Source organism: Kibdelosporangium aridum (genome assembly GCF_900176515.1).
GTDB classification, from domain to species: domain Bacteria; phylum Actinomycetota; class Actinomycetes; order Mycobacteriales; family Pseudonocardiaceae; genus Kibdelosporangium; species Kibdelosporangium aridum.
The window spans coordinates 1,060,076-1,077,157 of record NZ_FWXV01000002.1; the positions used below are offsets into that span (position 1 = coordinate 1,060,076).

At 66.1% G+C, this 17,082-nt stretch carries 16 protein-coding genes; 4 read left to right on the plus strand and 12 right to left on the minus strand.

Going from position 1 to position 17,082, the window contains the following annotated elements:
- Positions 1 to 5: 5 nt before the first annotated feature.
- The 9 genes from iolD to B9C43_RS14600 all read right to left on the minus strand — a co-directional run bounded on the left by iolD (position 6) and on the right by B9C43_RS14600 (position 9,585).
- Positions 6 to 1,853, minus strand: coding sequence for a 3D-(3,5/4)-trihydroxycyclohexane-1,2-dione acylhydrolase (decyclizing) (gene iolD, locus B9C43_RS14560; protein WP_084426864.1), 1,848 nt, complete (start codon positions 1,851 to 1,853; stop codon positions 6 to 8).
- Positions 1,850 to 2,740: a 5-deoxy-glucuronate isomerase gene (gene iolB, locus B9C43_RS14565; protein WP_084426867.1), complete on the minus strand. Its 891-nt coding sequence runs from the start codon at positions 2,738 to 2,740 to the stop codon at positions 1,850 to 1,852. The genes iolD and iolB overlap by 4 nt, the downstream gene beginning before the upstream one ends.
- A complete protein-coding gene (locus B9C43_RS14570; protein ID WP_235038608.1) occupies positions 2,737 to 3,513 on the minus strand; it encodes a Cgl0159 family (beta/alpha)8-fold protein in 777 nt (258 codons plus the stop codon). Before B9C43_RS14570 ends, iolB begins: the two co-directional genes overlap by 4 nt.
- Before the next feature lie 109 nt (positions 3,514 to 3,622).
- Positions 3,623 to 4,561: a 5-dehydro-2-deoxygluconokinase gene (iolC, locus tag B9C43_RS14575; protein ID WP_084426873.1), complete on the minus strand. Its 939-nt coding sequence runs from the start codon at positions 4,559 to 4,561 to the stop codon at positions 3,623 to 3,625.
- Positions 4,558 to 5,337 (minus strand): ATP-binding cassette domain-containing protein, encoded by a 780-nt coding sequence (locus B9C43_RS14580; protein ID WP_084426876.1) that lies wholly within the window; start codon positions 5,335 to 5,337, stop codon positions 4,558 to 4,560. The genes iolC and B9C43_RS14580 overlap by 4 nt, the downstream gene beginning before the upstream one ends.
- Positions 5,334 to 6,377 carry an ABC transporter permease gene (locus tag B9C43_RS14585; RefSeq protein WP_084426879.1) on the minus strand — a complete coding sequence of 348 codons (1,044 nt, stop codon included), beginning with the start codon at positions 6,375 to 6,377 and terminating at the stop codon, positions 5,334 to 5,336. The genes B9C43_RS14580 and B9C43_RS14585 overlap by 4 nt, the downstream gene beginning before the upstream one ends.
- Positions 6,378 to 6,702: 325 nt before the next feature.
- Positions 6,703 to 7,713 (minus strand): sugar ABC transporter substrate-binding protein, encoded by a 1,011-nt coding sequence (locus tag B9C43_RS14590; RefSeq protein ID WP_033382206.1) that lies wholly within the window; start codon positions 7,711 to 7,713, stop codon positions 6,703 to 6,705.
- A gap of 28 nt (positions 7,714 to 7,741) precedes the next feature.
- Positions 7,742 to 8,545 carry a sugar phosphate isomerase/epimerase family protein gene (locus B9C43_RS14595; RefSeq protein WP_084428139.1) on the minus strand — a complete coding sequence of 268 codons (804 nt, stop codon included), beginning with the start codon at positions 8,543 to 8,545 and terminating at the stop codon, positions 7,742 to 7,744.
- A gap of 53 nt (positions 8,546 to 8,598) precedes the next feature.
- Entirely contained in the window at positions 8,599 to 9,585 is a 987-nt protein-coding gene (locus B9C43_RS14600) for a Gfo/Idh/MocA family protein (RefSeq protein WP_033382208.1), read from the minus strand.
- A 133-nt stretch (positions 9,586 to 9,718) separates the two neighbouring features.
- Here B9C43_RS14600 and B9C43_RS14605 point away from each other — a divergent pair, with 133 nt between their 5' ends.
- Both B9C43_RS14605 and B9C43_RS14610 read left to right on the plus strand, forming a co-directional pair.
- Positions 9,719 to 10,711, plus strand: a complete 993-nt coding sequence (locus tag B9C43_RS14605) for a LacI family DNA-binding transcriptional regulator (RefSeq protein WP_033382209.1) — start codon at positions 9,719 to 9,721, stop codon at positions 10,709 to 10,711.
- 1 nt (position 10,712) lies between these two features.
- Positions 10,713 to 12,203, plus strand: coding sequence for a CoA-acylating methylmalonate-semialdehyde dehydrogenase (locus tag B9C43_RS14610; protein WP_084426881.1), 1,491 nt, complete (start codon positions 10,713 to 10,715; stop codon positions 12,201 to 12,203).
- Here the strand turns inward: B9C43_RS14610 and B9C43_RS14615 are convergent.
- Positions 12,194 to 12,916 (minus strand): helix-turn-helix domain-containing protein, encoded by a 723-nt coding sequence (locus B9C43_RS14615; protein ID WP_084426884.1) that lies wholly within the window; start codon positions 12,914 to 12,916, stop codon positions 12,194 to 12,196. The two genes, B9C43_RS14610 and B9C43_RS14615, sit on opposite strands and share 10 nt — an antisense overlap.
- A gap of 140 nt (positions 12,917 to 13,056) precedes the next feature.
- Here B9C43_RS14615 and B9C43_RS14620 point away from each other — a divergent pair, with 140 nt between their 5' ends.
- The gene (locus B9C43_RS14620) at positions 13,057 to 14,616 is read left to right on the plus strand and encodes an alpha/beta hydrolase (RefSeq protein WP_327222511.1); all 1,560 of its coding nucleotides are present in this window, start codon (positions 13,057 to 13,059) and stop codon (positions 14,614 to 14,616) included.
- On the opposite strand, the gene B9C43_RS14625 is transcribed toward B9C43_RS14620, so the two are convergent.
- Entirely contained in the window at positions 14,599 to 14,865 is a 267-nt protein-coding gene (locus B9C43_RS14625) for a hypothetical protein (protein WP_084426890.1), read from the minus strand. The genes B9C43_RS14620 and B9C43_RS14625 overlap by 18 nt on opposite strands.
- A 585-nt stretch (positions 14,866 to 15,450) precedes the next feature.
- Between B9C43_RS14625 and B9C43_RS14630 the strand changes: the two genes are divergently transcribed.
- Positions 15,451 to 16,209, plus strand: a complete 759-nt coding sequence (locus B9C43_RS14630) for a GntR family transcriptional regulator (protein ID WP_084428142.1) — start codon at positions 15,451 to 15,453, stop codon at positions 16,207 to 16,209.
- Between the two features lie 3 nt (positions 16,210 to 16,212).
- Here the strand turns inward: B9C43_RS14630 and B9C43_RS14635 are convergent, their stop codons facing one another.
- Positions 16,213 to 17,082, minus strand: a complete 870-nt coding sequence (locus B9C43_RS14635; protein WP_084426893.1) for a Vgb family protein — start codon at positions 17,080 to 17,082, stop codon at positions 16,213 to 16,215.

A 17,082-nucleotide genomic window follows, 5' to 3' on the forward strand; every position in this document is an offset into this window, starting at 1 on the left:
GCGGGTTAGGGGTGCAGGTACCTCAGCTGGTGTGTTTTCGCCTCGTCCAGCTCTTCGCGGGCGGCCGCTATTTCCGAGCGGTGCGAGACCTGCGGGACGCCCACTTCCCACCAGGCGCCGGATTCGGTCCATGCACTCGGGTGGGTCTTGATCACGACCACCGCGGGCACGCCGGACTGCGCGTGTTCCCGTGCCTTTGTATATGCCGCGCGGAGATCGGCGACAGAATCCGCCACGAGCACCGCACAGCCCAGACCCGCAGCGTGGGTCGCGAAGTCCACGCGGGGTGGCTCGGGCAGGCGGCTGCGGACGTCGGAGTACATGTTGTTGAACCCCGCACCACCTTGGCCGCGCTGAAGTCGGTCAATGACGGCATATCCATCGTTATCGCACACGACCGCGACGAACCCGTGCCCTGCGAAGGCCGCCGAGAAGAGCTCCGAGTTCAACATCAGGTACGAGCCGTCGCCGAGGAGCGTGGTCACGATCCCAGTCGGACGCGCCATCGCCGCGCCCCAGGCTCCTGCGAGCTCGTAACCCATGCACGAGAAGCCATACTCCACGTCCATTGTCGACTCACCGGTCGCGCGCCAGCCGCCGATCAGCTCGCCGGGCAGCCCGCCCGACGCCGTCATCACGTAGTCGTCCGGGCCGGAGAGGTCGTTCACAACCCCGACGACCTCGGCATACGTCGGCAACGAGCCGCCGGCGGAGCGCAGTTGCGTGATGTGCGAGTCCCACTTCGCCAGCTCGGCCGATGCTCGCGAGGACCACTCCTGCGGCGCGTTCCAGTCGATGAGCGGGAGCTCTTCGAGGCCTTCCCGTGCGTCGGAGACCACCGCGACGGCCCCGTGTTTGACCGCGTCGAAGCGGGCCGCGTTAATCGTTACAAGCTTGACATCAGGCGAAAAGACGGACCACGAGGCCGTCGTGAAGTCCTGGAGACGCGTTCCGACGGCGATCACGACATCCGCTTCAGCCGCCAGCGCGTTGGCTGACGCTGACCCCGTGATGCCCAACGGACCCGCGTGCAACGGGTGTGAATGCCGCACGAGCGTCCGGCCGGCCGTCGTCTCGACGATGGGTACGTTGTGCCGTTCGGCGAACTCGATCGCGGTCTGCGCGGCACCCGAGTACCGGACGCCACCGCCCAGCACGAGCAGCGGCTTCTCGGCGGCCCGGATCACCTCGGCCGCCCGGCCCAGCGAACGCCGGTCCGGACGCGGCCGCAGCACGTGGTGCACGACCGGCTCGAACAGCGACTCGGGGAAATCGAACGCCTCGGCCTGAACGTCTTGCGGCAGCGCCAAAGTCACCGGCCCGCACTCGCCCGGATCGGTCAGCACGCGGGCGACCTGAGGCAGGGTCGCGATCAGCTGCTCGGGGCGGGTGATCCGGTCGAAGTAGCGGCTGAGCGGCCGGAAAGCGTCGTTCACGCTGACCGTCGCGTCACCGAACGGTTCGATCTGTTGCAGCACAGGGTCGGGGGCGCGGTTGGCGAACGTATCCCCTGGGAGCAAAAGCAATGGCAGCCTGTTGGCGTTCGCGACACCGGCGGCCGTGACCATGTTCAACGCGCCGGGCCCAATCGACGACGTGGCGACGCCAACTTGGCGGCGGTGCGTGGCTTTCGCGTAGCCGACAGCCGCGAGCGCCATGCCTTGTTCGGTATGCCCACGCCACACCGGGATCTGGTCGCGGTACTCCTCCAAAGCGGTGCCGAGGCTGAGCACGTTGCCGTGCCCGAAGATCGCGTAGACCGCCGGGAACAGCGGGGCTTCGGTGCCGTCGAGCAGCTCGGTCCGTTGTGCCACAAGCCAACGGACCAGGGCCTGTGCGGTGGTCAACCTCATGACTGGACCCTCCCTTCGGCCGAGGTCACCGGGCAGCGCGGGTCGTCGACCTGCTTCTCCCAGGACTGCCGCACCCACGTATGGGCGGGGTCGTCACAGAAGGCCATCGACCTGTCGTCCGCAGGCCCGGCGAGGACGTTGAGGTAGTACATCGGGTAACCCGGCGCGGCCACGCATGGACCGTGATATCCGCGCGGGATAAGGAAAACATCACCGTCGCGGACGGTCACATCCTCGTCGATCTCACCGTCGGCGGTGTAGGTCTTGTGGAAGCCGAACCCTTCGCGGGACGGCGTGATCCCGTCCTTGTCGGCGATCCGGAAGTAGTAGATCTCCTCGTTGACCACTTCGCACTCGCTGGCTTCGTCGTGCTTGTGCGGCGGGTACGAGGACCAGTTGCCGTCCGGGGTGATCAGCTCGCACGCGTTGAGCTTCTCCGCGTGGTCCCAGACTCCCGGCACCCCGAAGTTCGTGACCTGCCTGGTCGCATTGCCCGAGCCACGGACTTCGACCGGGACGTCCTCGGCCGGGCCGTACTTGGGCGCGAGCCGTTTCGTGCAGCGCGCCATGGGCAACGCGACCTCAGCACCGTCCTTTGTCGACAAAGTGACATAGGCATCTCGTGGTACGTAAGCGAAGTCGGTGACTCGGGTGAAGACCGATTCCCGGCCTCGCAGCTCGAACTTCACATCGTCCACTTCGACCGTGAGGCCGCCTGCCAGCGGCAGGATGAAGGCCTCGAACTCGCCAGTGGACACGGTTCTCGTGGCACCACGCGGAATCCTGATCACGCGCAGCCCGGTGTACGTCCAGCCCGCGGCCTCCGGGGTCAGCCGGATCGGATCGCGATCGTCGGACAGAGTCCCCTGTGGACGGTGCAGACTCATGCCTTCACTCCTTCGCGCAGGACTTTGGCAGCGGCTTCGACAGCACCAGCGACGTCACCATCAGGCGGGTACAGCAGCGCACGGCCCACAACCAGGCCGCGCACAACCGGATGCCGCAACGACCTTCCCCAGGAAGCGATGTCCTCCTCGACGCTCGGACCAGGAACACCGCCCAGCACGACGGTCGGGAGAGTCGTGGCATCCAGCACGAAGTCGGGGTCTTCCGGCGCGGGCAGCTTCAGCCAGGTGTACGCCGAGGTCTCACCCAGCGAGGACGCCACGGTCGTCGCCCTGGCCAGTGATGGGCCGTCCTTGAGCAGCTGGAGCTTGTCGCCGACCCGGCGATACGGCAGCGGCTCGACCATCGCCATCAGGCCTTTCGCCGCCAGCGCAGTGACCGCGTCGGCACAGGCCTGAAGGGTCGGGACAGTCCCGGCGTCGTTGTCGACGATCCGCAGCAGCATCTTGCCGCCGTCCAGGCCCAGGTCAGCGATGGCGGACGCGCTGTACGCGGTGAACCGGTCGTCGATCTCCCAGTCAGCCCCGGCCAGGCCGCCCCGATTCATCGAGCCGATGACGATCTTGTTCTGCAACGCGCCGAGCAGCAGGAGTTCCTCGACGACGTCCGGGGTGCCGAGCACGCCGTCGACCGCGGGGTTCTCCAGTGCGATGAGCAGGCGTTCCAGCAGCGAGCGGCGGTTGACCATGGCATTCGGGTCACCAGGGATACCCATCGCACCGCGAGCCGTGTGGTCGGCCGCGACGAGGAACATCGTGCCGCTCTCTGTCAACAAAGATGCACGCCGCGCACGAGTTGTATACAGCTTATGCACAGCCTGTGGATCAGTCGCACGGGTGTGCAGGAGATCTGCCCACTCTCTGTCACTGACCACTCAGGCGCTCCTCAATCTCGGTCTGGACCGGCATCGCGTCCGCGCAGGCCAGCCGACCTGCGACGATGGCGCCCGCGACGTTGGCGTACTCGGCGATTCTCACGGGCTCCCAGTCCGAGAGCAGGCCGTGGATCAGGGCGCCGCCGAACGCGTCACCCGCACCGAGCCCGCAGACGACCTGGATCGGATGCGGCGGCACGGTCCACGACCCGTCCTGGGTCGCCACCAGCACGCCGTCCGCACCCTTCTTGATCATCACCAGCGAGACGCCCCGGTCGAGGATCCGCCGCGCGGCCTCGTCCGGGTCCGCCGTGCCGACCGCGACCTCGGCCTCGGTCCGGTTGCCGACCGCGACCGTGACGTGGTCGAGCATCCACGAGATCTGCTCCCGTGCAGCGTCCACATCGGACCAGAACATCGGCCGGTAGTCCATGTCCAGCACGGTGTGCTCCCGGCGGCCCCTCGTCTCCAGGATCTTGCGCTGGGTGCCGCGGGCCGGTTCGGTGCTCACGCCCGTTCCGGTCACCCACAGCACTGGGACTTCCGGCACGACGTCCCACGGCACGTCCTCGGCCGTGAGGGTGAGGTCGGGCGCGGTCGGCAAGCGGTAGAACAGCAGCGGTGGGTCCTCGGGCGGGTCCAGCGCACAGAACACCACGGGAGTCAGCAGATCCGGCGATGTACCGACGTACGACGGCGAAACTCCGAACTCTGTCAACGCATCGCGGACGTAGTCGCCGAACCCGTCCGGACCCACCTTGGTCAGTACCGCGGTCTTGCGGCCGAGCCGCGCGGCGGCGACCGCGACGTTGGTCGCGGTGCCGCCGAGCGACTTGGCGAAGGTCTGCACCTTGGCCAGCGGAACCCCGCTCTGCTCGGGGTAGAGGTCCACCCCGACCCGGCCAATCGTCAGAGCCTCCAGTGTCATTTCTGTACCGCCCTGAGTTCGTGCTCAAGGGCCTCGATTTCGGCCCCGCCGGCCATCTGCCGGGTGAGCTCGGAAATGGTGATGTCGCCCTTGTCGAACGACCCGAGGCTCCGGCCGCGCTTGAGCAGCAGGAACCGGTCGCCGACCGGATAGGCGTGGTGCGGGTTGTGCGTGATCAGCACTACCCCGAGCCCGCGGTCACGGGCTTGAGCGACGTACCTGAGCACGACCCCGGCCTGCTTGACGCCCAGCGCGGCCGTCGGCTCGTCAAGGATGAGCACCTTTGCTCCAAAGTGGACGGCGCGCGCGATCGCCACGCATTGCCGTTCACCACCGGACAACGTGCCCACAGGCTGCTCGACGTCACGCAGGTCGATGCCCATCTCGGCCAATGCGGTCTTGGTGGTGTCGCGGCCTTTCTTACGGTCGAGCCGCCGGAACGGACCCCAGCCCACCGTCGGCTCGGAACCGAGGTAGAAGTTCCGCCACACGCTCATCAACGGAACCACGGCCAAGTCCTGGTACACGGTCGCGATGCCGCGGTCCAACGATTCCCTCGGCGAGGAGAACCGGACTTCCTCGCCCTCGACCAGGAACTGGCCTTTGTCGTGCTGGTGCACCCCGGCCAGGATCTTGATCAGCGTGGACTTGCCGGCACCGTTGTCGCCGAGGACACACGTGACCTCACCAGCATTGACCACAGTGGACACATCGGCCAACGCGATGACACTGCCGTAGGTCTTGCCGACGTCCCGGACTTCAATGAGTGGACTCATCGACGCACCCTCTCCGCCCTGCGCCGGAAGGTGTTGTTCACCAACACGGCGGCCAGCAGCATGATGCCGAGGAACAGCATGAACCAGTCGCTGTTCCACTGCGCGTAGACGATTCCCTGCCGTGCCATGCCGAAAATGAGCGCACCGATCGCCGCACCGACCGCGGAGCCGAAGCCGCCGGTCAGCAGGCAGCCACCGATCACCGCGGCGATGATGTACTGGAACTCCAGGCCGATACCCTGGTTGGCCTGCACGCTGGCGTTGCGCAGGATGTTGATCGACCCGACGATCCACGCGGCGAACGCGGTCGTCATGAACAGCATGATCTTCGTACGGACGACCGGGACACCGACAGCGCGGGAGCTGAGGGATGAGCCGCCGACCGCGAACGTCCAGTTGCCGAACCTCGTGCGAACCAGGACCCACGCGGCGACCCCCGCGAACACCACCCACCAGAGGATGGAGACCTGGAAGTCCGTGCCACCGATGTTGATGGTGGACGCGAACAGCATTCCGGCGGTCTCGTAGCCGTCGGTGGACCGCATTCCGGAAACCTGAACGGTTCCGGTGATCAGGCGCGTGACACCGAGGTTCAACCCTTGCAGGGCAAGGAAAGTACCGAGGGTCACGATGAAGCTCGGCAACCCGGTCCGCATCACCAGCCAGCCGTTGATCGCCCCGACAGCGAGCGCGAAGATCAACGACAGGATGAGCGCGAACCACACGTTCAACCCGACCTGGGTCGCGAAGATCGCGGTGACCAACGCGGTCGACGCGGTCATCACACCGGCGGAGAGGTCGAACTCCCCGCCGATCATCAGCATCGCGACCGCGACCGCCATGATGCCCAACGTCGAGGCGTCATCCAGCCAGTTCGCGACGCCGAGCGGGCTGAGGAACTGGCCGGTGACCACCGAGAAGAAGACGAAGACGAGCAGAGCCCCGAGCAGAGCCCCGATCTCCGGCCGGACCACGAGCCGGTCCCAAAGCCGGGGCTTGACCAGGCGCTCATCGGGCTGCGCTTGCACCGCGACACTCATCGGTCACCGACCCCTTTCCCAGTGACCGTCCCACACCGCCACCGAGCCAACGGTCCGTTCACAAATCCAGTTGTCCACAACCCGTGAGTAACCCCCTTGACCAGCCCAAATGCCCGATAGACTGGCGCAGGGCAGTCCCCCCGGGAGTGGTGGGGGATGCCTTGGTGGGGGATGTTGTGGTGGGGGATGTTGTGGTGAGGGACGCCTTGGCGGCGGATACTTTGGCGCGGGACTGACTGCGTGGCAGTGCTGGCACCTTGATCGCGCCGTGCCCGGCGAGCGGCCTCTGCCACCCGCCGGTCTGGTCGTGTCCGCATCGCGACCGTCACCGCGTTCCCTTCTCGGTGAACGGCGCGATCGTGTCCACGTTGGACTTGTCAACGAAGCCGGGGCCGGTCAGCACGGGACGGCCGCCGCCGACGGTGTTGGCGTTCTCCTTGTATAGCTTGAGGAACACGATTGGCAGGTAGCCCTGCTCGTACTGCTGCTGGTCGACCGCGAAGAGGATGTCGCCGGATTTGATCGCGTTGACCACGTCGGTGTTCAGGTCGAACGTGGCCACCTGTGCCTTGGAGCTCGCGCCCTTGATCGCCGTCACGGCACCGGCCGCGACCTGCGAGTTCAGTGCGAGCACCGCGTCGACCGACGGGTCGGCTTGCACCGCGCCCTTGATCCGGGACTGCGCGTCGGTCGGGTTGTTGATGTCCACCTGCAGCGTGGTGACGTTGCCGAACGTGCTCTTGGCGCCGTCACACCGCTGGTTCTGGCCGATGTTGCCTGCCTCGTGGATGACGCACAGCATCTTGGTCTTGCCCGCGTCCTTCAGGCGCTTGCCCGCGCCCTCACCCGCGATCGTCTCGCTCTGACCGACGTGCGTGATCGCACCGAACTCGGTGCTCTTCGACTCGCCGGAGTTGATCGTGACCACTGGGATCCCGGCTTTCACCGCGTTCTCGATCGACGTGCGCAACGCATCCGGGTTGGCCATCGACACCACCAGGCCGTCGACCTTCTGCGCGACCGCGTTGTCGATCAGCTTGGCCTGCGCGCCTGGGTCACCGTCGGACTTGTAGTCCACCTGCGCGCCGAGTTGCCTGCCTGCGGCCTCGGCACCGTTCTTCACCACGTTCCAGAAGGCGTCACCCGCGCTGCCGTGCGTGACGACGGCGACCCGCAGGCTTCCGCTGCCGCCACCTGGAGTCGGCGCGGTGCCACCACCGGCGTTGCTGGGCTGGTCACCTTGCGGACCGCTGCACGCGGCCAATACCAACGCTCCGGCGGCCACACTAGCGATCTTGGCCGCGAACTTGAACTTCACGAAGCGATCGGACGTCATCGTCTCTCCTCGCTGGGCGGGACTTTCTCTAAAGGCCGCCGATTATCTGGTTGAGGTACCGCAGGCTGCCAGCGGTGTCCAGTTTGGGTGTGTCGACAGGACTCTGCTCGCTGAGGGCGGTGTCCTGTTCCAGGACGTACCAGCCGTCGTAACCCGCCTGGTGGACAAAGCGAACGACCGCTTCGATGTCCACATCCCCCTGCCCGAGCGGCACGTACATGCCCTGCCCGACCGCTTCGGTGTAGCCGAGCTCGCCCGCGCGGACCTTGTCCGCCAGGTCGGCCCGGACGTCTTTGAGATGCAGGTGCCCGATCCGCTGCGGGTAACGCTCCGCGAGCGCGACCGGGTCGGTACCGCCGATCATCAGGTGCCCGGTGTCGAGGCACAGCGGCAGATCTGAGTCCCGGATGAACCTCTCGACCTCGGCCTCGGTCTCGACATGCGTGCCCACATGCGGATGCAGCACGGTCTGCAGGTCTTGTTCGGCCGCGATGTCCCGGATCTTCGCCGCTGTGCTGATCAGCGTGTTCCACTGCTCGTCGGTGAGCGGGGGCCGGTCGTCGTAGCCGTCGAGACCTGTCGCCGCGGCCAGGACCAGAACCTCAGCACCGCACGCTGCCAGGAGTTTCGCGGTGCGCTCGGCCTCGGCGACGCTCGATTCGTCGTGCAGCGGGACCGCCAGAAAACCGCCGACCAAAGTCAGGTTGTACGTGCTCAGCAGCGCGCGGAGCTTTGTCGGGTCCGTCGGCAGGTACTCCGGCGGGCCGAGTTCGGTCGCGGTCAGGCCGAGGTCGGCCATCTCGCTCAGCACCGTGTCGCGGTCGAGCATCATGCCCCAGCCGGGGACTTCGCAGACGCCCCAAGAGATCGGCGCTCCAGCGAGCTTCACGCGACCACCTCCACAGTTCCGGACCGACGCGACTTGTCACAGGCCAACGCGAGACGCAGACTGGTCAGGCTGTCCCTCGCAGGCGACGGGTTCTGCGCCTTGCCCGCGACAACGTCCACGAATACGGCCATCTCGTTGAGGTACGCGCGGTGGAACCGTTCCGCGAAGCCGGGATACGCGTCCGGGCCCACCTTCGAGCCGTCTGGTTCAAGCGAGGTCAGCGGAGTACGCGAGTCCACACCGACTGCCAGAGAGTCCTTGCTGCCCAACACTTCGATGCGGTGGTCGTAGCCCAACGGGTCGTGCCGCCCGCCGACGAGCACGGCGTGGGCGCCACCCGCGAACTTGAGCGTGACCACGGCGTTGTCGACGTCGTCAGCGTCCGCGAAAGCCTGGTCGACCAGAACGGACCCGGATGCGTACACCTCCACGACCGGCTCGCCGACCAGCCACGGCACCGCGTCGAGGTCGTGGATCAGCAGGTCACGGAAGATCCCGCCGGATGCGGGCAGGTAGCCGAAGTCGGGCGGCTCCGCGTCGTTGCCGGTGGCTCGGACCAGGTATAGCTTGCCGACTTCACCTGCGCGGATACGCCGGTAGAGCTCGGCGACGGCCGGGTCGAAGCGGCGCTGGAACCCGACGAGCACTTCGACGCCCGAGGCCTCGATGTCGTCGACCAGCGCGACCATTTCGTCGTAGTCGCTCGCGATCGGCTTCTCACACAGCGCGGGCGTGTTCGCGGCGAGGGCCCGGCGGATGGTCTCCGGGTGGGTCGTGGTCGGAGTCGCGATCAGCACGCCGTCGCTGGCGTCGAGCAGCGCGTCCAGGTCGTCAACCGCTTTCGCACCGATGCTTTCGGCGACCTGCGCCGCCCGGCCGGGGACCGGGTCGAACAGGACGACCTCGTCGACGGCGTCGAGCGAGGCCAGGTTGCCGGCGTGCATCGTGCCGATCCGCCCGACACCGGCTACTCCGATACGCATGCTTCTCCAATGGATCCGCAGGTCAAGGCCCGTCTTCGTTAGAGCGCTCTATTTGTTGGAGCGCTCCAATGCTGTAACGTGTGCCAGGTCATGTCAAGGGCATGTTGCCCGCTCGTTACCCCCGGAGGGGCCTTTGACCCGGCCGACCATGGAGGACGTGGCCCGTGTGGCCGGCGTGTCCCGCGCGCTGGTCTCGCTGGTGATGAACGGTTCGCCGAAAGTCAGCGAGCAGCGCCGCAAGGCCGTGCTCGACGCCGCCGAGCAACTCGGTTACTCACCGCACGCGATGGCCCGTTCCCTGGCCAGCCGCACGTCGACAGTGCTCGGCGTGATGGTGTCCGACCTGCACAACGCGTTCTTCGCCGAGGTCGTCGACGGTATTGACGAGGTGGCACAGGCCGAGGGCTTCGAGCTGATCATCAACACCGGCGGCCGGAGTCCGGCACGCGAAAAGCGCGCTGTGAACGGCCTGCTGGCGTTCCGTCCCGCCGGGCTTGCCCTGCTCGGCCCGGTCGTGCCACCGAACACTCTGGCCGAGGCTGCTTCCCAGGCGCCCACTGTGTTGGTGGCGCGGTCGTCTCGTCTGTCGACTTTAGACACGGTGAACGATGACGGTGAAGCCGGTTCTGGCCTGGCGGTTGACCATTTGGTGTCGTTGGGCCACACCGAGATCGCCCACCTCGACGGCGGTGTCGGTTCGCAGGCGCCACAACGTCGGCGCGGCTACATCACCGCCATGCAACGCCACGGCCTGACACCACGCGTGATCCCCAGCGAATACACGGACATCGCCGGGGCAAAGGCCGTCCGCCAACTGCTTGAACAAGGCCCGTTGCCGACAGCGTTGGTCGCCGCCAACGATTTCAACGCGGTGGGCGCGATCTCCGCATTGGAAGAGGCCGGACTGCGTGTCCCACAGGACATGTCGATCGTCGGTTACGACAACACGTCGCTGGCCGGCCTACGGCACGTCTCATTGACCACGATCGACCAACCACGCCACGAGATCGGCCGGCTCGCGGGCGAGGCGCTGGTGCAACGGGTCCGCGGCGAGCGGACCGAGCCGGTGAAGAAGCTGTTGCACCCCTCACTCGTCGTCCGCTCGACCACCCAAGCCAGGAGCTGAAATGACTTCGGTTGTCCCGCATTACATCGACGGCGCCCGGACCACCGGCGCCTCGGCCGCCACCGGCGATGTGTTCGAGCCTTCCACCGGTTCGCTCGCCCACAAGGTGGTATTGGCTTCGCAGTCCGATGTGGACCTCGCGGTGGCGTCTTCGGTGAAGGCTGCCCACGACTGGGCCGAGTCGTCGTTGTCGACGCGTAGCCGGATCATGTTCGCGTTCCGGGAGCTGGTCCACGCGCACCGCGACGAACTAGCGGAGCTGATCACCTCCGAGCACGGCAAGGTCTTGTCCGACGCGGCGGGCGAGGTGCAGCGGGGGCTTGAGGTCGTGGAGTTCGCGTGTGGCATCCCGCACCTGTTGAAGGGTGAGCACTCCGAGCAGGTCTCGCGTGGTGTCGATGCTTACTCGGTCCGGGAGCCGTTGGGTGTGGTCGCCGGGATCACGCCGTTCAACTTCCCCGCGATGGTGCCGATGTGGATGTTCCCGCTGGCGATCGCGGCCGGGAACACCTTTGTGCTGAAGCCTTCCGAGCGTGACCCGTCGACCGCGGTCCGGTTGGCCGAGCTGTTCACCGAGGCCGGTTTGCCCGCCGGTGTCCTCAACGTCCTGCAGGGCGACGCGACCGCCGTGAACGCTTTGCTGGACCACCCGGACATCGCCGGGGTGTCGTTCGTCGGCTCGACTCCCATCGCGAAACACGTGTATTCCCGTGGGACAGCCAATGGCAAGCGGGTCCAGGCTTTGGGCGGGGCCAAGAACCACATGGTGGTCTTGCCGGACGCCGACGTGGACGTCGCCGCCGACGCTGCCGTCTCGGCCGGCTACGGCAGTGCTGGTGAACGCTGCATGGCCATCTCGGTTGTCGTGGCGGTCGGGGACATCGCTGACTCTTTGGTTTCCGCCATTGCCTCCCGGACCGGTTCATTGGTCACTGGGCCGGGGACGGATGCTTCCTCGCAGATGGGCCCGCTGGTGACCGGTGTGCACCGGGATCGCGTCGCCTCCTATGTGGACGCTGGTGTTTCCGAGGGCGCTTCTCTTGTGGTGGACGGCCGTGGCTTCGCCCCGGATGGTTTCGCGGACGGCTTCTGGCTGGCGCCAACGCTGTTCGACAACGTCACCCCGGAAATGTCGATTTATCGAGACGAGATCTTCGGCCCGGTGTTGTGCGTGGTGCGCGTGCCAACGTTCGACGCGGCCGTGGAGTTGGTCAACGCCAACCCTTACGGCAACGGCACAGCCATTTACACCGGGGACGGGTTAGCTGCTCGGGAGTACCAGCGCCGGGTGCACGTCGGCATGATCGGGATCAACGTCCCGATTCCGGTGCCGATGGCTTACTACTCGTTCGGCGGCTGGAAGGACTCGCTGTTCGGCGACACACACGTGCACGGGGCTGAGGGCGTGAAGTTCTACACGCGCGCCAAGGCCATCACTTCACGCTGGCCCCGGCAGTCCGGCATCGACCTCGGCTTCCCCACTCACGGCTGAGGTGATTCAGGGTTCGCCTTGAGCAGTGCGTTGACGCGCCGCAGGACATCGAGCTGGGCGGGGTTGTACAACTCGACCAGCCCTTGGACGACGACCGACTCTCCGTGCGGGGTCTGCACCGCCGCGTTCTTCAGCGACGGGTGATGCTTGTACTGCGCACGGATCTCGGGGACGAGGCGTTCGGCGAGCTGTTGCCGGCTGTCCTCACTGGCATCCGCGGGCAGGGATTCGAACTGCTTGTCGAGCGGTGTCCGCGGAATCGTCACCAGTTCTCGCACCGCCGCCATCGCCGAAGGGCTGAAAACCCGGGAGTAGAGCAGCAGGAGCGATCGATCCGCTTCGGACAGATCGGCGGCGGTCTTGTCGAACCCTGGCGGCAGGTCGACGAGGTTGCGATGCCGGAGGATCACCGCCAGTTCGTCCCGCATCCGTTGCTGGCGTTCGATACTCGCCGCCAGTTCGGCATCGAGGGTGCGCAGCGTCTGTTCGGCGTGCTCGTCCGACTCCTCCATCGTGGCGATGTCGGACAGCGGCACGCCCAAGTCGACGAGGCGGCGGATCCGCAGTAGCCGGATCAGGTGGTTGATCTGGTACCGCTTGTACCCGTTCGCCGCTCTTTCCGGTTCGTCCAGCAGCCCGATCCTGTGGTAGTAGCGGACAGTCTTCAGCGTCGTACCGGCGAGGTCAGCCAGCTCGCGCGTACTCCACGCCATCCGATTCGCCTCCCGAGTGCTGCCGGCATTCGACACTGTGCCCCAGGGGCACAGTCAAGCGCAGTTCGGCACTTGACTGTGCCCCAAGGGCACGGGATCGAATCCGGGGGTCAGCAAGACCAACGTCGGGGAGGACGGACGTGGATCGAAGGCGTGGACTGGCCATGGCGATGGTGCTCGGCCTTGCCAGTGTGGTGGCCGCGGCACCGGCCGTGGCCGAAGATCGGGGCAAGCACCCCGCTGATCAGCTGAAGTGGGGCATGTGCCCCGAGGACGTCAAGGCCGGAGCGACGCCGTTGCAGTGCGCTTCCGTTGCTGTGCCTTTGGATTACACCGATCAAGATGGCGCCGAGATCACAATCATGGTGTCCCGGTTGGCGAGCCCGAATCCGAGCAAGCGGCGCGGCGTGTTGTTGCTCAACCCAGGTGGTCCGGGCGCGTCCGGGTTGTCGTTGCCCGCGGACCTCGTCACCCTTGGCCTGCCCAGCAGTGTCTCGGACAGCTACGACCTGATCGGCATGGACACCCGTGGCATCGGGCACTCATCCCCGGTGAGCTGCGGCTTCACCACCGACCAGGACTACTTCGGCAACATCCCGCCGTACCCGGTCGACGACGCGGCGGTCACCGAACAGGCCAAGATCGCCGAGGCGGTCGCCAAGCAATGTGCGGAGAACGACCACGACGGACGGCTGCGCCACTTGTCGACCGCGAACATGGCGCGTGACCTCGACAGGATCCGCGCCGCGCTCGGCGAGGACAAAGCCAGTTATCTCGGATATTCCTACGGCACGGCGCTGGGTGCCGCGTACGCCTCGATGTTCCCAGACCGATCCGACCGGATAGTGCTCGACAGCAACCTCGGCGACACCTTCCTCGACCGCGCCGGAATGCGCAGGTTCGGTCTCGGCATGGAACAAACGTTCCCGGACTTCGCCAAATGGGCAGCGGCGCGGCACGCCGCATACGGCCTGGGTCGCACACCTGCGGAGGTCCGGAAAACCTACTTCGAGCTTGCCGAGCGACTCGACAAGAACCCAGTGGGCGAAGTCGACGGCACCCTCTTCCGTCTGGGCACCTTCGGAAGTCTCTACCGCGAGTCGTCCTACGCGGTAATCGCACAGCAATGGCAGGCATTGCTCAGCTCCGACTCCGACTCCGTCGGTACGGGCGCCGCACAGGGACTGTCGCCGTACGACAACGCCTGGTCGGTGTTCCTCGCGGTGACCTGCAACGACACTGACTGGCCCGAAGACGTCCAGACCTACCAGCGCGGCGTCGCCGAGGATCGCAAGAGGCACCCGCTGTACGGCGCGGCCCCCGCCAACATCATGCCCTGTGCCTACTGGCGACACGAGCCAGCCGAGCCACCAGTGAAGATCACCGACAAAGGCCCGGGCAACGTCCTGATCCTGCAGAACCTGCGCGACCCAGCGACACCGCACCGGGGCGGAGTGATGCTCGACGAGAAATTCGGCCAGCGGTCCCGGCTGGTCAGCGTCGATGACAGTGGCCACGGGGTTTATGTCTTCAACGACAATCCATGCGCACTGAACATCGCCACGACCTACCTGGCCGACGGCAAACTGGCGGCAACGGACACATTCTGCCCAGCGTCCCAGACCTCCGGCCTGACACTCGACCGCGAAGCCCAGCAACGGCGCGCCGAAACCCTCGACCGGCTACCGCGCACATTCTGAGCACGATGGACCGGAGGGCGCGACCCAGACGATGTCGGGCGTGATCTCCGGTCCACATCGGACGTACATCAGCGCGTTCTCCGCCTCAGCAAGGAAATACTGGTTCCGGCCGTCGGCGGTGACCATGTAGGCGCTGTCGTCGAACTCCATGCCCCAGCCGATGATTTGGGTATCCCCGCCCTGTTCTGTCACGACGGTGGCGAACAGGCGGGGTGCCTGCGCAGCAACCGTTGCGTCAATGTCGGACATGGCGAACCTCCTGGTTGGGTGGCGGGATCAGTAGGTGACGATGGGCGATAAGCCAGACACGGCAAGGGAACTTGCGGTTACGGGGCCATCCGGTGCATTCGCGGCACCGGCCTTTGCAGTCAGGTTGGTGCAGCTCAAGGATTTCGCGCACAGCAGAGGTCAGGTTCCCGAAGTCGGTGGTGGTCAGGCCTGCCAAGCGTTCGACCATGGCGGCTCTCAGGACTGCGGCCAGAACGTGCGCCATGAGATGCCCCCGATCGTGGTCATTCCTGCTCGTGCGCGCGCTCGGCATCGGTCAGTGCCGCACGGAGCAGAGCCGCACGATTTCGCCTGACGATGACACGAGCACGATCTCCCGTTTGGCCAAATGGACCGTCGCTTGCTGGTCCCTGCCGCAGACATCGCGGCGGGGACCCACTTCACTGAACGTTGTCAACTGGTAAAGACGTGTTGATGAGTGAACTGTAGGGTCGCTTCACACAACTGGTCAATGCCAGTCGGCCGACACTCCCTGAAGGGGTGACGGTCGGTAGTCTTGCGCGGAACATCGCGATGTCTGACCAGCGAGGGCAGGAGGTGCTGACCGTGGTTGACCGAACGAGCGGTGTGCCTGCCTATCGGCAGATCGCTGATGATTTGCGCAGCCAGATCGAGTCAGGCCGGCTTGCCCCCGGTTCGCCACTTCCGTCCGAACGCGACCTCGTCGAGACCTACGACGCGTCACGGCCGACCATCCGTGAAGCCGTCAAGCTGCTGCGAAACAGCGGTCTGGTTGTGGCACAACACGGGCGAGGTGTGTTTGTCCGTTCCCACAACCTCGTTACTCGCCTTGCAAGAACGCGTCTGTCGCGATCAGCCCGCGCCGAGAACAAAGGCGCGTTCATGGGCGACGCCGCAGCCGGTGATTTCGTGCCAAACGTCTCGGTCCAGGTGCGGGTCGAGGCGGCCGACGAGCGCATAGCGGACCTGCTGAACATCACGCCTGGTGCAGAGGTGCTTGTTCGCGATCGTGTGATGCGGGCCGACGATGTGGCCGTGCAACTCGCGGTTTCCCGGCTGCCACGCGATCTCACTCAGGGCACGGTGATCGAGGACGTCGACACCGGACCCGGCGGCGTGTACGCCAGACTCGAGGATTCCGGCCACGTCCTCCACCACTTCGATGTGTTCGTGTCGGCCAGGATGCCGACAGTTGAAGAACAGTCTCTGTTGCAGCTTCCTGAGGGCAGTCCAGTCATGGCCGTGACCCGTGTCGCGAACACGGCTGACCGCCCTGTCGAGGTCAACGACATCGTGCTCGACGCGAACCGGTACGAACTGCACTACCAGTTGGCCGCGGACTGATCTTTATTCGCTGATGCGGGCGAGTTTTCCGTTCTCCAACGCGGCCCAGGCCGCGCCGTCCGGGCCGATGGTGATGCCGTGTGGCTCGGAGTTCGGGGTGGGCAGGTCGTACTCGTCGATCTTGCCTGCCAAGGTGATTCGGCCGATCTTGTTCGCGCCCCACTCGGTGAACCACAGGTTTCCGCGGTCGTCCGCGACGATCGCGTGCGGGCGGCATTCTTTGTTGGGCAACGGGAATTCGTCGACGTGGCCGTCCACCGCTATTCGTCCTACTTGGCCTGCCATGATTTCCACGAACCAGAGGCCGCCGTCTCCGCCGTCGGTTATGCCGACTGGGGCTGCGGCTTCGGTTGGCAGTGGATGGATTGTCACGTCGCCGCCGATGTCGATGCGGCCGATGGCGTTGGCCTGGTTGAGGGCGAACCACAGGCCGTTGTCCGGGCCTGCGGTGATGTGGCTGGGGAACGCGCCCGCGACCGGCAGCGGGAACTCGGTGATCTCGCCGTCCGGGGTGATTCGGCCGATTCGGTCGAGGTTGATCTCGGTGAACCACAACGCGCCGTCCGCACCGGCGGCGATTCCGTACGGCTGAGCGTCTGTGGTGGGAAGTTCGAACTCGGTCAAGGAGCCATCGACCGTGATCCGACCGATCTTGTGGCCCTTGTACTCCGTGAACCACAGTGCGCCGTCCGGGCCGACCGTGATCACGGTCGGATCAGTGTCCGGCGCGAGCTCGAACTCACGCACCTCGCCAGCCGCGAACCTGCCGATTTTGGCCGCATGGACCTGGGTGAACCACAACGCACCGTCCGGGCCGGACACGATCCCGTATGGACCTGTGTCCGGCCCGGACACCTCGAACTCCTCGATCAT